Raw genomic sequence first — 15,018 nt, forward strand, 5'->3', positions numbered from 1 at the left:
GGAGGTTATTCCACCTTGATGGTCGATTTTTTGGCCTTCTCCATTTTGGGAACGATCAATTCGAGCACCCCGTTGGTGAAGGTGGCCTTGGCCTCGCCCTCCTTGACCGGAGCCGGCAACTCCAGCGTGCGCCGATAGGTGCCGTGGCAGATCTCCCGGTGGTAATATTCCTCCTTTTCCTCCTTCTCCTCCTTGCTCATGCTGGCTTCAATGGTCAGGACATTGTTGGTGATGGTGATGGCGATGTCCTTTTTGTCCACACCGGGCAGCTCGGCCTTGATGAGAAAATCCGCCTCCCGGTCGAGAATGTCGATTGAAGGGGTTTTGCCGGCAAACGGCATCAGTCCGTGACCGGCGAACCTTTCCGGCGCGCCAAGACGAAACTGCTGCCACCGGCGAGGCAGATATTCCTCGAAAAACCGGTCCATTTCCTTGAAAAAACCAAAATCGGAAAAAAGGTCCGGCCCCCCGAAGGGGGAGAGCGCACCGCGCGGCTGTGCTTTCTGCACGTCCTGTTTGCTTTGTTCTGGATTTTTATCGGTCATCAATGTTCTCCACAATGGCTTCAATGGATTCGCCGTGTGGGGCAGCGTGCCGCCCTCGCAAGCCCTGTTGGCCGTTCCCGTACAACGCGGGACAAGCGAATGGCGGCTGCCCGGTGCCTCGGGATGCCGCCGGGATCCGCACGGCAACGGGATCGAACGCGCCGCCTCTTCCGGCTCCTGTCAGATCGGTTGCACGTTGTCGCCAATGGGGGTGGTGATCTGATATCCCCGCTCCCCCTTGTAGGGGTTGAACAGCAGGATCGGGCAGGCGGCTCGTTTCAACACCCGGTCGGCGACACTGCCAAGCATGATTTTCTCGATGCCCTGGGCACCGTGCGTGGCCATGACGATCATGTCGATCTTGTTGTCCATGGCGTAGCGGACAATAATATCCGCCACCTCGCCGATGATCACCGTGCCGCCGCATCCGGGGCTGGCGGCCTTGTGCTGCTCGATCAGGGCAGCCATTTTCTTTTTGGCGTTCTCTTCCATTTCCTTCTCCACTTCCGTCACCGAGGCGGGGTAGAAACCCGCGTCGGCGGCCACTTCGGCAAAATGGCCGACCACGTGGACAAAGGTGATCGTCGCTCCAAGTTTATTGGCGATGCCGCTGGCAAAGGCAGCCAGATCATCGGTGTGCTGGTGAAAATCGACCGGTACTAGAATCTGCTGAATGTCTTGCATACGCTCCTCCCTGGAGAATAGTGAACGAATGTCCCGCTTGACGGGCGTTGACCTCTTCCGTCGTGGCCTTCCTTCGCGGCGGCGAAGGGAACGGCATGGAACGGATTTTCTGCATAAATTTATAAAAAGTGTGTGGTGATTTGGGAATGGAGTTTAATTGGATAAAAATTATAGAGAATTTCTATCCCTTTTTCTCCTGGTGGGGCCAGGCACGGCCGGATGGGGTGCTTTGGAACCGCCTGCTCTTCTTCTGCTATTTTTTTTTCGTCAAGGAATGTCGAAGATCGGCCATCTGCTTGTCAAAGCACGCGGGGCAACAGCCGTGGGAAACCCGCACCCCTTTCATTTTGAGCAAATATTCCTCCAGGCTGTACCAGTCCTTGTCCTGGGGCGTCTGCTGGGCGACCCGAATTTTTTTGCAGTAACTGCAGACCGGGAGAATCGCTTCATACAGCTCCACCTTGCGCAGCAGATCCTGTTTGACAAGACAGTTGGCCATGCGAAAGAGCAATTCATCGCTGTCGATCGGTTTTTGCAGGAAATCATCCGCGCCCAGGCGCAGGGCGTCGATGGCCGCCTGCATGTCCCCATAGCCGGTTAGAATGATCACCATGGTCGAGGCGTTGCGCCGTTTGGCCGTCTTGAGCACCTGGAAGCCGTCAAGTCCCGGCATGACCAGATCGGTGATCACCAGATCCCACTGGCCGCTGTCGATCCTGGCAATGGCTTCTTCTCCGCTCGCCGCCTGGGATACCGTGAAGTTGGGCGCGTCATTGGCCAGGTCGCGGGCAAGGCTCCTGCGGATAAGCGGCTCGTCGTCGACCAGAAGAATGGTTTTCCGGCTACCGCCTTGCCCAACCTGGTGCTGTGTTGCCTCTGCGTGTACCATCGGTGCTTTCTCCGGGCGCCAACTAGTGGGGTGCTGAGATTGATCGGGCGTGGTGGGTTGATCGGGCGGGCGCAATCACTATGACGAGAAGGCCGGGAAAAGACAATGGGGCAAAAAATGACAAGGAATAGATAGCCACACTATCCATACGCTTACTGGGGGCGGGGGACGTGTCCGGGCGACGGACCGATTCGCGGCTGCATGGGGCGCGGATGGGGGAAAGGTCAATCGCCAATGGCCGATTGTTCCAAAGGGCCGTTGATGGGGAGCCGCACGGTGAAGGTCGACCCGACCCCCGGCGCGCTGTCGACCAGGATTTCTCCCCCGTGGTGCTTGACGATGCCATAACTGACCGACAGCCCCAGGCCGGTGCCCTTGACCTCGGGCTTGGAGGTGTAAAAGGGTTGGAAGATCAGCTCCAGCTCCTCCGGGCCGATGCCGCTGCCGGTGTCCTGGATGGCGATGGCCACCTGTTGGTCATCGTGCCAGGTGGTGATGGTGATCATCCCGCCGGGATGGTGACAGGCATCGGCGGCGTTGGTCAGCAGGTTGAGCAGAACCTGCTTGATCTGGTCGGGGACCGCCATGATCTGCGGCAGGTTGTCGGCGAAATTGCGTTGGAGGACGATTCGCTTTTCCTTGAAATCGCTCTTGTGCAACAACAGCAGCGAATTGAGCGAGCGATGCACATCCATCAGCGTCTTCCGCCCGGAGGAAGGGCGGTTGAAATCCTGCAAACCGCGGATCAGTTCCTTGATCCGGTCGCTTTCGGCGATGGCCGCTTCCAGCAGTTCCCGGTCTTCCGCCTCCAGGATGGCTCGTTTCTTCAACCCTTTGAGAACCGAGAGGATACCTTGCAAGGGGTTGTTGAACTCGTGGGCGATGGAGGCGGACAGTTTGCCGATGGCCGAGAGTTTTTCCGCATGGAGGAATTTTTTCTGGGTTTCCTCCAGCTCCAAGGTACGTTGGGCCACCCGCCGCCCTAGATCCTCGTTGGCGACTTGCAGCTGTTGCTGGGCCATCCGCAGGCCCACTTCGTTTTCCCGCAGGATTTCCGCCTGCTTGCGACTGGTGATGTCGATGACGATCCCGAGATAGCGAGTGGCCCGGCCGGCATCGTCGAGGATCGGTTTTCCCCGGGACATCAGCCAGCGGCAGTCGCCGCTGCTTGTCACCACCCGCCATTCGGTGTTGATCTCGCCGCCGCCGACCACGGCGTGACGGATGGTTCGTTCCACCCGCTGGATGTCTTCGGGATGGACCACCTGGCGCCAAAGGGCAGGGGAGGGCTCAGCACTGCCCGGTTCCAGCCCGTACAGGTGCCAAAGCTCCTCGGACCAGGCCATGCCGCCGGTCAACACATCCCATTCCCAGGAGCCGGCCTGGGCCGCCTCCTGCGCCAGCCGGAGCCGTTCCTCGCCCGCCCGCAGGGCCACCTCGGCCCGTTTGCGCATGAAGGCCTCGACAATCACCGGCGCGAGAGCTTCCAGGGTTTCCTGCTCGGCCTGGGTGTAGCCGTTTGCCCGGTTGGCCACCCCCACCATGCCAATCACCTTTCCATTCTGGCGCAGAGGCACCCCGAGGAAGGTCTCCACCGGCGGATGGCCTGGAGGAAAGCCGATCCGGTCCGGATGGTTGGCCGGGTCATTGGTGAACAGGGACTGGCCGTCGAGCAAAACGCGACCATAGAGGCCGTGGAGCTTGAAGTTGCCGGGCGGCTGGTGGCGGTTGCCGTTGTCGGCGATGGAGCAGGCCGCCCAGCCTGGGTCGCTGATGGCGATGTCGTGCAGGCCGCGGTCGTTGACCTCGCCGATGAAACCGAAGTCGCTGGCGGTCAATTGCTGGACAATCTCCAGGCAGATCGCTCCCAGTTCCTGCTCGGTCTGGCAGTTGAGGGTGGCCGCGAGCAAGTGATTGATGCCTTGCAACGTGCTGTATTGCCGCTGCCTGTCGGCTTCCAACCGCTTTTGCTCGCTGATGTCGCGGACGGAAACCACGGCGCCGATAATCGTACCCCGTTTGTCGCGAATGGGGCCAAAGCTGTAGCTGCCCATCCACGTTTGCGTGGTGTCTCTCCGCCGGAGCGTGTATTCCGCGTTGCTGACCGCCTCGCCGCGCAGCGCCCGCATGACCGGCCAGTTTTCCGGCGGCATCGGTTCGCCGTCGGCCGAGGACAGCTCGAGCACGGCCAGGTATTCGGCCAGGGTTCGGGGGCAGTCGTTTTTGTCGGGAAATTTGTGGAAGACCGCGAAGGCGTCGTTAAATCGTACCAGCCGCCCATCGGTATCGGCAATAAACACCGCGTCGGTCATGCTTGCCAACGCCGCCTCCAAGGTGGCCTGGCTGGCGCGCAACGCCTCCTCCATCCGCTTGCGAGGGGTGATGTTATTGCCCACCGAGAGGATTTCCCGCACCTCGCCATGGTCGTCACAGATGGCCTTGTTGGTCCAGTGTACCCACACCCTGCGGCCGTCGCGGCAGAGATTTTCATTTTGATTGGTGAGATACCGATCGGGGTGGCGGACGATGTCCTCGGTCAGCCCGGAGAGATCGGAGCCGTTGAAATCCTGCTCCGGCAGCAGCAGGTTGATGGGTTTGCCCACGATCTCGGCTGCGGGGTAGCCGAAAAAATGCTCGGCAAAGGCATTGAAAAACAAAATGGTGCCGTCCTCTTTCCAGCGAATGATGGCGCTGTTGGCGTTTTGCACCAGCTGGCGGTAACGTTCCTCGCTTTCCTGAAGCGCGTCCTCCGTCTTCCGCCGCTGGGTGATGTCGATGAGCACCATGTGAACGCGGGGCATGCCGTCCTGATCCGCGTTCAGAGTGCCGTTGCAATACGCTAGGAAGACCGACCCCTGGGGGCCCAACAAGCGGAGCTCGCATTCCTGCGGTTGCCCGCTGGCAAGGAGCTGCTCGTGGAAGGCGGCGTGGATTTCCTGGTCGGCGGGCAGGATGCAGGCGGAGAACATCCGGTGAGGCAACGTTTCAAGAGGGAGGCCAAGCATGTGGGCGGTGGCGCGATTGGCCTCTACCAGCCGGCCGTGACTGTCGAGGGTAAACCAGCCGACTGTGGCCAACGGGTGGTGGTCAGCGTGGTGAGGATCGACGGTTGCCGGGGCGCTGCTCAGGTCCGAGTCGACCGGTTTTTTCTTGTGGGTTTCTGTGCTGGCCATGGGTAGCTCCATCCGTTGCCGACGGCATGTTTTCCGCTTGGAAATGCAACCAGTCCTTCCCCTCGCCCGTGAGCAAACAGCTCGATGAGCGCTGCTGTCCGTCCTACTTCTTGTTCATCACGCTCCCCTCCACAATCCGTTGACACCTTGCTTCCAACTACTGCCGTGCCAGGCCGAAACCTGCCACTGCGGCGGGGCGCTCAGGGTGGCAGGCGACACGTTGATTGATCAAAGATAAAGATAAACCTATTTCTCGCCTGGTGAAAGGCGATTTCCGACCGGGGGAGGATTTTTTCCTCAATGATCATGTACGGCTAGGGTTGAGCAATAAGCATGTTGCCATCTGCTGTTCGCGCATCCTTCTCTCCATTTTCTCTTCACTTTCTCTCCATTGATCTTTCTTGTTCATGATGCATATTTTTTTTATTATAAAAACGTACTGTCCAGCCCCTTTGCTCTTCAAAAGGAGAAAGGAAGCGGCCCCAAGACGGGCTCTTCATTCCTCCTTCGGCAGCCGACACAAGGCGTATCGTGCGGTATCCCCATAACCTGAGATCCAGGAGGCATCATGACCCAGCAGAAGTCCTTTACCCAGGTTGAAAACGAGTTGATCTCCAAATTCAGGAAAAAAGTGAACGAGGCCGAGTCCACCGAGGACGTGAAAAAGGCATTTGTCTGGTGTGTGCAGGAACTGTTCACCAAAATTTCCGAGGGGGCGATTACGCTCCGCGCCGACGAGCTGCGGCTGCAACTGGAAGGCGAGCCCTTTGTCATCGATGAAACGCTCCGGGCCGGGGAAGCCTTTGCCGGGGTGTGGAACAACTCCGACCTTCCACGGATTGTTGGTCGTTTTGCCGAGCTGGCCGTGAACCAGTACCGGCATTTGGCCAAAAATCCCGCCCGGACCGAAGCAAAAATCAGAAACTGACCGACCCAAGGGGAGGAACGCGATGCGATATCTACTGTTGATTCTGCTTCTCGTCGTTCTTGCCGGCGGCGGGTGCGCCACCAAAGGACAGACGGGCGCGGCCGGCGGCGCGGCGGTGGGCGCGGCGATTGGCCAGGCGATTGGCCATGATACCGGCGCTACCCTGATCGGCGCCGCGGTCGGCACCCTGGTTGGCTATATCGTTGGCAACGAGATGGACACGTACGACCGCGAACAACTCAACCACAGCTATGAGCGCGGGGTGTCGCATCAACCCTCCGCGTGGGTGAATCCGGACAAGGGAAACCAGTACCGGGTGGTGCCCGAACCAGCGTATCAAAATCCGACCACGCAACAGGTGTGCCGCCGCGCGGAAATCAACGTGGTCATCAACGGCAAGGCGGAAAAGACCCAAGCCACGGCCTGCCGCGATCGGGACGGACACTGGGAAATTCAATAACCACGGAGTTCGCAACGGTTTTTTCACCGGCTTGCCTCGATTCAGGGGCAAGCCTTTTTGCTGGTTGTTCAACCGAATGGCCCATTTGTGCGCGGTGCGGTCAGGGAAAGACAGCGAGGCGGCCAAGGGAGAGAGGAAACATGGCGGAGGTTCGAGGCAAGGTGGTGGTGGTCACCGGCGGCGGCCAGGGAATCGGGCGCGGCATCGTCGAGTTGCTGCTGGAGCGGGAAGCCGCGGTGGTGATTGCCGATTGTGATCGGCAAGCCGGGGAAGAGCTGGCGGCCCGGCTCGATACGCCTGAACGAGTCTGTTTCATCCACGCCGATGTTGGCGACGAGGAGTCGGTCGCTGGCTGCATTCGCGCCAGCGTGGCCCGGTTCGGCGGTGTGGATGGCCTGGTCAACAATGCCGGCATTGCCGATCCCGGGGCCACGCCGGTCACCGAGCTCGCGCTTGCCCAGTGGGAGCGGATGCTGCGCACCAATCTGACCGGCGCGTTTCTCATGGCCAAACATGCGGTGCCGCACCTGCAGCAGCGGCGGGGGGCCATCGTCAACATCGCCTCCACCCGCGCCCTGCAGTCGGAGGCCAACACCGAGGCCTATACCGCCTCCAAGGGCGGTTTGGTTGCCCTCACCCATGCCTTGGCCATCAGCCTTGCCCACCGCATCCGGGTCAACGTGATCCTTCCCGGCTGGATCGATGTCCGCGCCTATCGGAAAGCAGCCGTGCCGGACCTCGCGCCGCTGACCGACGCGGATCATCTCCAGCATCCGGCTGGCCGGGTGGGAGTGCCGCGCGACATTGCCAGCCTGACCGCCTATCTGCTGTCCGAGGAGGCCGCCTTCATCACCGGCCAGTCCTTTGTGGTCGATGGCGGCATGACCAGGAAAATGATCTATGTGGAATGATCGCGCGGGCAGGTGAAGAACGGCTGTGCCCCTCGGCGGGCGAGGCGTGGCCGATGTGTTCACCGGGGGTCAGCGTCCGCCCCGGCCTCCACCGCCACCCCCTCCTTTTCCTCCGGAACCGCCGCCCCCACCTTTGCCTCCGGCGCCGCCGGAATGGCCTGATTTGCCACCGCCCGCGCCATTGCCGCCGCTCCCGCCGGAGCTGCTTCCTCCCGAGACCCCATGATGTGCATTGTTGTTTGAGGTTCCCGGAGCGGAAGGATGGCCGTATCCCTTCAACTGTCCCGCAGGGACGCCCTGGTCGATGGCGTGCAAATAGCCCTGGGCGACCGCTTCCGTGTTTGCCTGCAGGCGCTGCTCATTGAAGGTCAGCCGCAGGGTTTGCATATCCTGTTCCGCGTAGCCGCGGGCCAAGGCGCGGGTGACGGTTGCCGCCGCTGTTGGTGAGGTGACACCTACCCGTACCATGTCGCGCACCGTCATCATGGTCGCCGTGGCCAAACGCAGGCCGTCTTCTTCGCCCATTGCCTGGGTATGCTTCTGGAGGGCGGCGGCAGTCTGTTCGGCGTCGCCGTGGGTGAGGCCGGAGGTCAGGCTGTCGGCGACGATGTTCGCCAGCTGCCGTTGGGAATCCCGTGCCATGGTTGTCGCGATGTTCATGGCAAAGGCATGGCGTTCCCGTACCTTGGTGACGGCATGGACAATGGCTCTCGGTTCGGCCTGTTTGGCGATTCCCTCGTGCACCTTGCTGTCGATCGCGGCGAGACTCTGCGGCTCGCGCTGCGCCGCCTGCACCTGATGGACAATTTCTCCCATGTCGGCTAATCCAAAACGCGCCTCCGCCATCCCATCCACCAGGTTGACCGCCTCCTGTTCGCTCATGCCCGCCCGGACAAGTTGCCGGACCACGGCTTGCCGTTCGGGTCCGACCGAAGCGGTTCCCGTTTCCTCGCTTCTGGCTGACCCTAGCGTCATCATCAGCAGGAGGAGTGCGTATATCATGTGCTTAGACATCCCTTTCCTCTTGAATCGTTGTTGTCGTGTTCCTTGAACCATGTTCGTGCTCTGCCTCCTAGGGGAGATTCCTGCAATTGACAGAGCCGAAATCGTCGCTGACCTTGAATCGGCAATCCGGCACCATGACTTGGCCATCCACCAGGTAGAAATATTGAAATTCGATATTGGGCAAGCCGCTTACCAGCCAGGTGCCCTCCCGGTTTCTGGCTGCATGGTGGACGGCGAAGCGATCAATGGAGCTCGCGAACCGCACCGTGGCCGCCTTGGGTGCGCGCAGGGTCAGGGTGACGGTATCGTCGTGCACGACGGCCGTGTGCTGGGGGGCGCAGCCCCCTAACAGCCCCACAAAGGGAACGATCAGGAGCAAACGGATCATATGGACGCTCCGATCTCGATCACCGAGTTTTCGCCCCCGAAATCATCCTGTTCGCGGAGCACGACCGTGGGATCGGCAATTTTGCGGCCATCACCGACCAGATAACTGTAGCGGTGTTCGCCTGGAGGAACCCTCAAGGTGAGGGTCCAGTAACCGCTGGTGCCCACCGGTTCCATGACCACGGGACGCCAATCGGTAAAGGTGCCGACAATGCGTGCCTGGGTGGTGTCGGGAAAATAGACCACGAAACGGTGCGGTTCCGTCACCTTGATTGGATGTTCCGGATGCTCCGGCCGCAGCAGCGCGAACAGCGCCACCAGCAGACCGGCGGCCGCAACGCCCGCAAGCGGTTTCAGCCAAGATAGCCACCCGCGCGGTTCAGCCTCCGTGGTCTTGGCACAGGTCGGCACGGGCAACGGCGGCGCAGGCAGGACCACGCGCAGCCGCTGTTCCTGTCTGAGCAGGGCGATTGCTTCCTCGGTAAAGGCCCTGTCGGCGTGCACGGTTTCGACAAAGGTGATTTTCTCATCCAGATCCAGTGCATTGTCGATGTAGAGACTGATCAAATAATCGTTCATCTCTGCTCCTTGGAGACGAGCTGTCGGAGTTTTTGCCGGGCCCGGTGAACCCGCACTTTGATGGTTGCCTCGCTGCATCCCCTGACGGCGGCAATATCCTTGTAGGTCATGTCGCTGCTCACCACCAGGGCAAGAATGTCCCGATCCTCATCGTCAAGCTGCTGCAAGGCGTCGAGCATCCTGCGGGAATCCTCGCGCAGGATATACGCCTGTTCCTCATCCACCGCTGTCGCTGGCAGCAAGCTGGCGGCATCAGCCTTTTGCCGCCGTTGACGGACATGATCATAATAGAGATTGCGGCCAATGGTGAACAGGAGGGCAAGACTCAACTCCCGCAGGCGGTATCGTTCGATATAGCGGGTGAAGGTCTCCTGCGTCAGATCGGCGGCCAGGGCTTGATTGCCTGATTTGCGCAGCAAGTAGCCAAACAGCTTGTCTCTGTGTTCGCTATAAAAACGGTGAAATCGCTCCATGTTTGCCTTGATAACCCTTCGCGTGTCGGAGAGTTACAACTTTCTGAAAATCGAGCCATTTTTTCTTGAGAAAAAAACTGTAACCTTCCGCATGGCCAGACGTTCACAGGATAGCGTCATACATCGACCGGAGAGGTTCACGTTGCGGAGCGACGCGCTTTCCGCCCTCTCCGATCGCAACACAAGGAGTGCACCTATGCGTACTGGAAAAATCGGAGGAAAAATACTGCTGGTGGCCGGAGCGGTCATCGTCCTGGCGATGCCGGCCATGGCGGGGAATGGCAAGGGCACCTCGGCGGGCAAGGGGAGCGGTGATCGGACCCGCACCCAGAGCCGGGACGGCTCGTGTCAGGATGCCATCGAGCAGGGCACGGATGGTCAGTTGCTGGTTGGGGTCAGCGATATGATTCGGATCATGTTCGGCCAGCAAAACGGTGATCTGGAGAGGGATCAACTCCAGGACGGCTCCTGCCAGGGGTGAGCACCATCGGCCCGGGCGGGGGAAAGGGTGTGCCTCCCTCCGCCCGGCCTCCACGGTGCGACCGGAAACGGTTCACTATTCCGTTTCCGGTCTTGCGTGACCCGTTTCGTCACAGGTCGGTGAGGGCCATGAGGAAGGCGACGAGATCATCGACGTTTTGATCGCTCAGGCCCAGGTTGCCGATTTCCGACGTCATGTTGTCCTTGACGTCCGGCGCGGGCCATTCGCCGGTATCCCGTGTATTCTTGAAGACAACCATTTCCCGCAGGGTGGCGAAATAGCCGTTGTGGCCATAGGGGGCGGTCAAGGCGATGTTGCGCAGGGTCGGAACCTTGAACTTGCCGCGCTGGCTGTCGGCGTCCGCCTGAAACGTTGCCGGCGCCTCGGCGGTGGCGAGGAATCCACCCAGGCCGAAATCATCGCCGGGCACGTTATCCTCTGTGTTTTCGGGCAACCCGATATTGGCATAGGTATAGTTGGTGAACAGCGGCCCCTTGGCGCCCGCAACCTTATCCATGGAATGGCATTGGCTACATTTGGCCACAAACAGATCCTTGCCTCTCCTTTCCTGGCTGTTCAATTGATCGCTGTCGAAACGGGAAGAGAACGCTTGCACCTCTGGTGAGCGTTCGTAGGCGGCGATGGCCTTGGCGATATTATCCCAGGCCACTGCATAGTCGTCCAAGGAAGTGCCGCCAAAAACTTTGCGAAACAGGCGGGCATAGCTTGAGGCGCGCACCACATCGACCACCGCTTCCAGGCGGGGCATGTTCATCTCCACCGGATTGAGCGGCGGCCCCTGGGCCTGCTCGGCCAGCGGATCGGCCAAGTTCTCGCTCAAGCCGGTGGCCCGGCCGTCCCAGAACATGCCGCCGACATATTCACCAGCATCATTTTTCTGCAGTTCGGGGCTAAAGCCGGCATAGGCCGACGAGGGGGCGTTGCGCCCGCCCTTGCTGACCCCATCCGCTCCGAGCGAAACCACCGTGCTGGCCGGATCACGCATGTTGGTGGGGTCGGCGAACCCGGCGACATGATGATGGCAGGTTTGGCAGGACTGGGTGCGGTTGTAGGAAAAATCCTTGTCCTGGTACATGATTTTTCCCAACTGTTCCATCTGGGTGAGCCCGGCCGCGAACAAAGGGCCGGCACAGGCTGCCGAAATCAACAACAGGGTACTGCACGCAAAACGTTTGTTCATGGTTCCCTCCTTGTGTTGGGGTGACTCCGCCTGGACAGATCATGTGGTCAAGGCGGCGACGGCGTTGAGGACTGCGCACGCAGACCGGACCCGAGCCGGTTTGCCGGCAACCCTCCAATCAAAGAACGTGGCGGTCGGGAAAAGGTTACAAAAAAAATGCGGGAGACGGTTCCGCGGGGGGAGTTGCCGCCGGATGTCGTGTGGGGGCAATCGGTCAGCAGGTTCGGAGGGGACAACAGGCAGGCGGCGTCGATCGCGGCGTGGGCGTCAACCATGGGCGGTTGTCAGCCGGGGGAGCCGAAGGGCAGGGTGACGGTGAAGGCGGTCCAGGCGGAGGCGGTGCTCTCCACGGCAATGCTGCCGCCGTGCAGTTCGACGATTCGCTTGACGATGGTCAGTCCCAGACCCGAGCCGCCATGGGTGGTGGAACGCGACTGCTCGCAACGGAAGAACTGATCGAAGACCCGCTGTTGGTCTGCAACGCCGATCCCCGGGCCGGTGTTGGCCACGACCAGGACGACCTGGCCGCCTTCGGTCCTGGTCTGGCAGCGGATCTCGCCTTCCGGTTGGTTGTAGCGGATGGCGTTGTCGAAGAGATTGATCAGCATCCGGCGCATCTTTTCCTGGTCGGCGTGGACGCGCAGCTCGCCGTCAAGCCGGCTGGTGAACCGCAGCCGCCGTTCCTGCAACAGGGGCTGAAACTCGTCGACCACGGCGGCAATCAAGGCGTTGAGGGAAAAGGTCGTGCGTTCGAGCGATTCCGACATCTCCAATCGGGAGAGGTCGAGCAAGCTTTTCACCAGCTGACTGATACGGGTCAGTGTCCGTTCCTGGGTCAGCAGCCGTTCCTGCATCGGGACTGGCAGCTGGCCGTCTTGCAACATTTCTTCCATGGACAGTCGCAGCAGGGTGAGAGGTGTCTTCAGCTCATGGGAGGCATTGGCCACGAACTCCTTCTGGCGAAGAAAGGAATACTGCAGCCGGTTGAACATGGCGTTGAGCGAAGCGGCCAATTCGTCGATCTCGTCGCGGTTGCCGGCCAGCGGAATGCGCTTTTCCAGGGTGTTTTCCGTGATCTCGGCGCTCAAGCGGTTGATCTCCTGCACCGGCTGCAAGATCCTGCCGGCCACCTGATAACTGACCACGATCAGGATCAGGGCCGAGGCGAGCAGGGCGGAGCCGATCATGACCGCCGATTCGATCGACTCGCCCACCAGGCTCTCCACCGGCCGGGCGACATGCACCCGATACATGACGCCATCCGTTGGCACGGTGAAGACCCGGTTCCAGAAGGCGGCGGGTTCGTCCTCTTCGTCGCTGTAAAATCGGTTCAGCGGGATGTCGGTGCGGGTCAGGTACCCCTTGCGGCCGCTGTGCAGCGGCAGATCGATTTCCCGCGCCATCCGCGAGGCAAAGAGCAACCGCCCGTCGGCATCGTACAGCCGCGCCCAGTAGAGATGGGAAAAATGCTCCAGGGCTTCGCCGCCAATTCGGGCGCCGCTTGCCTGTTCGCGGGCCAGTTCATCGACCAGGGTGTGGGCGCGGATCTCCAACTCCTGGTCAAGAAATTCGTAGGGTGTTTCCAGGCCCCAGAAAAAAACGATCAAGGACAGCACCACGCTTGAGACCAACCCTGCCAGACTGACCCACAGGGTGATGCGGTTGCGGATCTTCATGCCTGCTCGTCCTTGGCCATGTAGCCCACGCCACGAACGGTGACGATGATCCGTCCGCCCTGATCGTTGAGTTTCTTGCGCACATTCTTGATGTGGACGTCGATGTTGTTGGACATGGTGAACGGATCGAAGGCGTCGCCCCAGACATGCTCGGCCATGGTGAAACGGGAGATGGCCCGGTTGCGGTTGTAAAAGAGAAACTCAAGCAGGCTGAACTCCTTGGGCGTGAGGCTGACCGGCTGGTTGTCGAGGGTGACGATCCGGGTGTTGGTGTCCAGGCGGATGTTGCCGATGGTCAGCACGGGACTGATCTGTTCATGGCTGCGCCGCAGCAGGGCTCGAATCCGCGCCAGCAGTTCGGCCATGGAAAAGGGCTTGTGCAGGTAATCGTCGGCCCCCAGATCCAGCCCCTTGACCCGACTGTCCACCTCGCCCTTGGCGGTCAGCATCAGCACCGGGGTCTTCACCCCCTCCGCACGCAGTTCCCGCAGGACCGTGAATCCGTCTTTTTCCGGCAGCATGAGGTCAAGCACGATCAGGTCAAAAGGATCGGCAAACACCTTTTCCAGGGCCAGGGCTCCGTCACCGGCCGTGTCCACGGTGTATTGCTGCTGCCTCAGACTCAGCGCGATCTGCTCGCGCAATTCCGGTTCATCGTCCACGATCAACACCCGCATGCCCTTCTCCTTGCTGTTCGTTTGTTCTTTTCCTGCCCTGCCTCTGCGCCGTTATAGCCCGTTGACATGAAGAAACGATGAAGAGCGGCGGTCCCTGTTCATCATTTCTTCATCAAGGCTGTGGTAAGCAGCGGCCATAAAGGAAGCAATGCTTCCAGGAGATGGGAACCCGTCTTTTAGCGGCAGCGGGTGTTCCCGGTATTCACGTTCAGGAGCCAACGAAAGGTATGAGAAAAAACATGCTTGTTTCACCACAGAACTGCACCACCGAATACGACATCCTTGCATGGGCCATCAAACTGCGGCAACCCGTTTCCCTCGTCGTGATTCTCCTCTGCGCGGTGATTCTGTTCACCACGCCGCCCTCCTGGCGGGGCAATGCGAGCATCGGGCTGTTGATGGATATGTCGGGGTTGGCGCTCGTCGTCCTGGCGGCCTTTGGTCGTATCTGGAGCAGCCTCTATATCAGCGGCTACAAGGAAGATCGGGTCGTCGCCGAGGGGCCCTATGCCATTGTCCGCAATCCCCTCTATGTCTGCAGTTTTGTCGGGGCGATCGGCCTGGGATTGGCAAGCCGGCATCTCGCCGTCCTGGGGCTTGTCGTCCTTGCCTTTCTGCTCTATTATCCCGTGGTTGTCCTGGCCGAGGAACGGAATCTGCAGCGGAAATTCGGCCAGGACTACGAAGCGTACAGGCAGCGGGTGCCCCGATTTTGCCCCAAGCGATTCCCGCTCGTCGAACCGGACGCCTATCCGCTGCGGCCCCGCCATGTGCGCCGTTCGTTGCAGGAGATCCTCTGGTTTTTCTGGTCCTACCTGATCCTCCATTTGGCCGTGGTGCTGCAATCGGACTCCGTCGTCGCCGCTGCCCGCCATCTCGGCGCTCACTGATGGATGGCGAGGCGCTGGCGGAGGGGGAAACGCACCATGAAGCGAGCGACACGGGTGGG

The 15,018-nt window shown here is 60.5% G+C and carries 16 protein-coding genes; 5 read left to right on the forward strand and 11 right to left on the reverse strand.

What is annotated here, in order from left to right; translation table 11 throughout:
- Window positions 1–5: 5 nt before the first annotated feature.
- The 4 genes from DESPR_RS05910 to DESPR_RS17145 all read right to left on the reverse strand — a co-directional run bounded on the left by DESPR_RS05910 (window position 6) and on the right by DESPR_RS17145 (window position 5,291).
- Entirely contained in the window at window positions 6–545 is a 540-nt protein-coding gene (locus DESPR_RS05910; protein ID WP_015723899.1) for an Hsp20/alpha crystallin family protein, read from the reverse strand.
- 180 nt (window positions 546–725) lie between these two features.
- Window positions 726–1,229 carry a universal stress protein gene (locus DESPR_RS05915; protein ID WP_015723900.1) on the reverse strand — a complete coding sequence of 168 codons (504 nt, stop codon included), beginning with the start codon at window positions 1,227–1,229 and terminating at the stop codon, window positions 726–728.
- A gap of 253 nt (window positions 1,230–1,482) precedes the next feature.
- Window positions 1,483–2,118 carry a response regulator gene (locus DESPR_RS05920; RefSeq protein ID WP_015723901.1) on the reverse strand — a complete coding sequence of 212 codons (636 nt, stop codon included), beginning with the start codon at window positions 2,116–2,118 and terminating at the stop codon, window positions 1,483–1,485.
- A gap of 224 nt (window positions 2,119–2,342) precedes the next feature.
- Window positions 2,343–5,291, reverse strand: a complete 2,949-nt coding sequence (locus tag DESPR_RS17145) for a sensor histidine kinase (RefSeq protein ID WP_015723902.1) — start codon at window positions 5,289–5,291, stop codon at window positions 2,343–2,345.
- A gap of 568 nt (window positions 5,292–5,859) precedes the next feature.
- On the opposite strand from DESPR_RS17145, the gene DESPR_RS05930 reads away from it, so the two are divergent.
- From DESPR_RS05930 to DESPR_RS05940, 3 genes are all read left to right on the forward strand, one after another.
- Window positions 5,860–6,219 (forward strand): hypothetical protein, encoded by a 360-nt coding sequence (locus DESPR_RS05930; RefSeq protein WP_015723903.1) that lies wholly within the window; start codon window positions 5,860–5,862, stop codon window positions 6,217–6,219.
- Between the two features lie 22 nt (window positions 6,220–6,241).
- Entirely contained in the window at window positions 6,242–6,679 is a 438-nt protein-coding gene (locus tag DESPR_RS05935; protein ID WP_015723904.1) for a glycine zipper domain-containing protein, read from the forward strand.
- Between the two features lie 140 nt (window positions 6,680–6,819).
- On the forward strand, window positions 6,820–7,590 hold the full coding sequence (locus DESPR_RS05940) for a glucose 1-dehydrogenase (RefSeq protein ID WP_015723905.1): 771 nt from the start codon (window positions 6,820–6,822) through the stop codon (window positions 7,588–7,590).
- A 69-nt stretch (window positions 7,591–7,659) separates the two neighbouring features.
- Here DESPR_RS05940 and DESPR_RS18380 read toward each other — a convergent pair whose 3' ends face one another.
- From DESPR_RS18380 to DESPR_RS05960, 4 genes are all read right to left on the reverse strand, one after another.
- Window positions 7,660–8,592: a hypothetical protein gene (locus DESPR_RS18380; protein WP_043769727.1), complete on the reverse strand. Its 933-nt coding sequence runs from the start codon at window positions 8,590–8,592 to the stop codon at window positions 7,660–7,662.
- A 70-nt stretch (window positions 8,593–8,662) separates the two neighbouring features.
- Window positions 8,663–8,983: a glycoside hydrolase gene (locus tag DESPR_RS05950; RefSeq protein WP_015723907.1), complete on the reverse strand. Its 321-nt coding sequence runs from the start codon at window positions 8,981–8,983 to the stop codon at window positions 8,663–8,665.
- Window positions 8,980–9,561, reverse strand: a complete 582-nt coding sequence (locus DESPR_RS05955; RefSeq protein ID WP_015723908.1) for a glycogen-binding domain-containing protein — start codon at window positions 9,559–9,561, stop codon at window positions 8,980–8,982. Before DESPR_RS05955 ends, DESPR_RS05950 begins: the two co-directional genes overlap by 4 nt.
- A complete protein-coding gene (locus DESPR_RS05960) occupies window positions 9,558–10,034 on the reverse strand; it encodes an RNA polymerase sigma factor (RefSeq protein WP_015723909.1) in 477 nt (158 codons plus the stop codon). Before DESPR_RS05960 ends, DESPR_RS05955 begins: the two co-directional genes overlap by 4 nt.
- Before the next feature lie 196 nt (window positions 10,035–10,230).
- Between DESPR_RS05960 and DESPR_RS05965 the strand changes: the two genes are divergently transcribed.
- On the forward strand, window positions 10,231–10,515 hold the full coding sequence (locus tag DESPR_RS05965; protein ID WP_015723910.1) for a hypothetical protein: 285 nt from the start codon (window positions 10,231–10,233) through the stop codon (window positions 10,513–10,515).
- A gap of 109 nt (window positions 10,516–10,624) precedes the next feature.
- Here the strand turns inward: DESPR_RS05965 and DESPR_RS05970 are convergent, their stop codons facing one another.
- The 3 genes from DESPR_RS05970 to DESPR_RS05980 all read right to left on the reverse strand — a co-directional run bounded on the left by DESPR_RS05970 (window position 10,625) and on the right by DESPR_RS05980 (window position 14,069).
- Window positions 10,625–11,716, reverse strand: a complete 1,092-nt coding sequence (locus DESPR_RS05970; protein ID WP_015723911.1) for a cytochrome-c peroxidase — start codon at window positions 11,714–11,716, stop codon at window positions 10,625–10,627.
- A 284-nt stretch (window positions 11,717–12,000) separates the two neighbouring features.
- Window positions 12,001–13,392, reverse strand: coding sequence for a sensor histidine kinase (locus tag DESPR_RS05975; protein WP_015723912.1), 1,392 nt, complete (start codon window positions 13,390–13,392; stop codon window positions 12,001–12,003).
- Entirely contained in the window at window positions 13,389–14,069 is a 681-nt protein-coding gene (locus tag DESPR_RS05980) for a response regulator transcription factor (RefSeq protein WP_015723913.1), read from the reverse strand. The genes DESPR_RS05975 and DESPR_RS05980 overlap by 4 nt, the downstream gene beginning before the upstream one ends.
- 239 nt (window positions 14,070–14,308) lie before the next feature.
- Between DESPR_RS05980 and DESPR_RS05985 the strand changes: the two genes are divergently transcribed.
- Window positions 14,309–14,959 (forward strand): methyltransferase family protein, encoded by a 651-nt coding sequence (locus DESPR_RS05985; protein WP_169701538.1) that lies wholly within the window; start codon window positions 14,309–14,311, stop codon window positions 14,957–14,959.
- Window positions 14,960–15,018 lie beyond the last annotated feature (59 nt).

The organism is Desulfobulbus propionicus DSM 2032, from assembly GCF_000186885.1.
GTDB lineage: Bacteria > Desulfobacterota > Desulfobulbia > Desulfobulbales > Desulfobulbaceae > Desulfobulbus > Desulfobulbus propionicus.

Bases quoted from the DNA above. Each gene is read 5' to 3' on its own strand.
- DESPR_RS05930 (WP_015723903.1), top strand. From the start codon at position 5,860: ATGACCCAGCAGAAGTCCTTTACCCAGGTTGAAAACGAGTTGATCTCC.
- DESPR_RS05935 (WP_015723904.1), top strand. From the start codon at position 6,242: ATGCGATATCTACTGTTGATTCTGCTTCTCGTCGTTCTTGCCGGCGGC.
- DESPR_RS05910 (WP_015723899.1), bottom strand. From the start codon at position 545: ATGACCGATAAAAATCCAGAACAAAGCAAACAGGACGTGCAGAAAGCA.
- DESPR_RS18380 (WP_043769727.1), bottom strand. From the start codon at position 8,592: ATGATATACGCACTCCTCCTGCTGATGATGACGCTAGGGTCAGCCAGA.
- DESPR_RS05915 (WP_015723900.1), bottom strand. From the start codon at position 1,229: ATGCAAGACATTCAGCAGATTCTAGTACCGGTCGATTTTCACCAGCAC.
- DESPR_RS05960 (WP_015723909.1), bottom strand. From the start codon at position 10,034: ATGGAGCGATTTCACCGTTTTTATAGCGAACACAGAGACAAGCTGTTT.
- DESPR_RS05920 (WP_015723901.1), bottom strand. From the start codon at position 2,118: ATGGTACACGCAGAGGCAACACAGCACCAGGTTGGGCAAGGCGGTAGC.
- DESPR_RS05980 (WP_015723913.1), bottom strand. From the start codon at position 14,069: ATGCGGGTGTTGATCGTGGACGATGAACCGGAATTGCGCGAGCAGATC.
- DESPR_RS05950 (WP_015723907.1), bottom strand. From the start codon at position 8,983: ATGATCCGTTTGCTCCTGATCGTTCCCTTTGTGGGGCTGTTAGGGGGC.
- DESPR_RS17145 (WP_015723902.1), bottom strand. From the start codon at position 5,291: ATGGCCAGCACAGAAACCCACAAGAAAAAACCGGTCGACTCGGACCTG.
- DESPR_RS05985 (WP_169701538.1), top strand. From the start codon at position 14,309: ATGCTTGTTTCACCACAGAACTGCACCACCGAATACGACATCCTTGCA.
- DESPR_RS05970 (WP_015723911.1), bottom strand. From the start codon at position 11,716: ATGAACAAACGTTTTGCGTGCAGTACCCTGTTGTTGATTTCGGCAGCC.
- DESPR_RS05955 (WP_015723908.1), bottom strand. From the start codon at position 9,561: ATGAACGATTATTTGATCAGTCTCTACATCGACAATGCACTGGATCTG.
- DESPR_RS05940 (WP_015723905.1), top strand. From the start codon at position 6,820: ATGGCGGAGGTTCGAGGCAAGGTGGTGGTGGTCACCGGCGGCGGCCAG.
- DESPR_RS05975 (WP_015723912.1), bottom strand. From the start codon at position 13,392: ATGAAGATCCGCAACCGCATCACCCTGTGGGTCAGTCTGGCAGGGTTG.
- DESPR_RS05965 (WP_015723910.1), top strand. From the start codon at position 10,231: ATGCGTACTGGAAAAATCGGAGGAAAAATACTGCTGGTGGCCGGAGCG.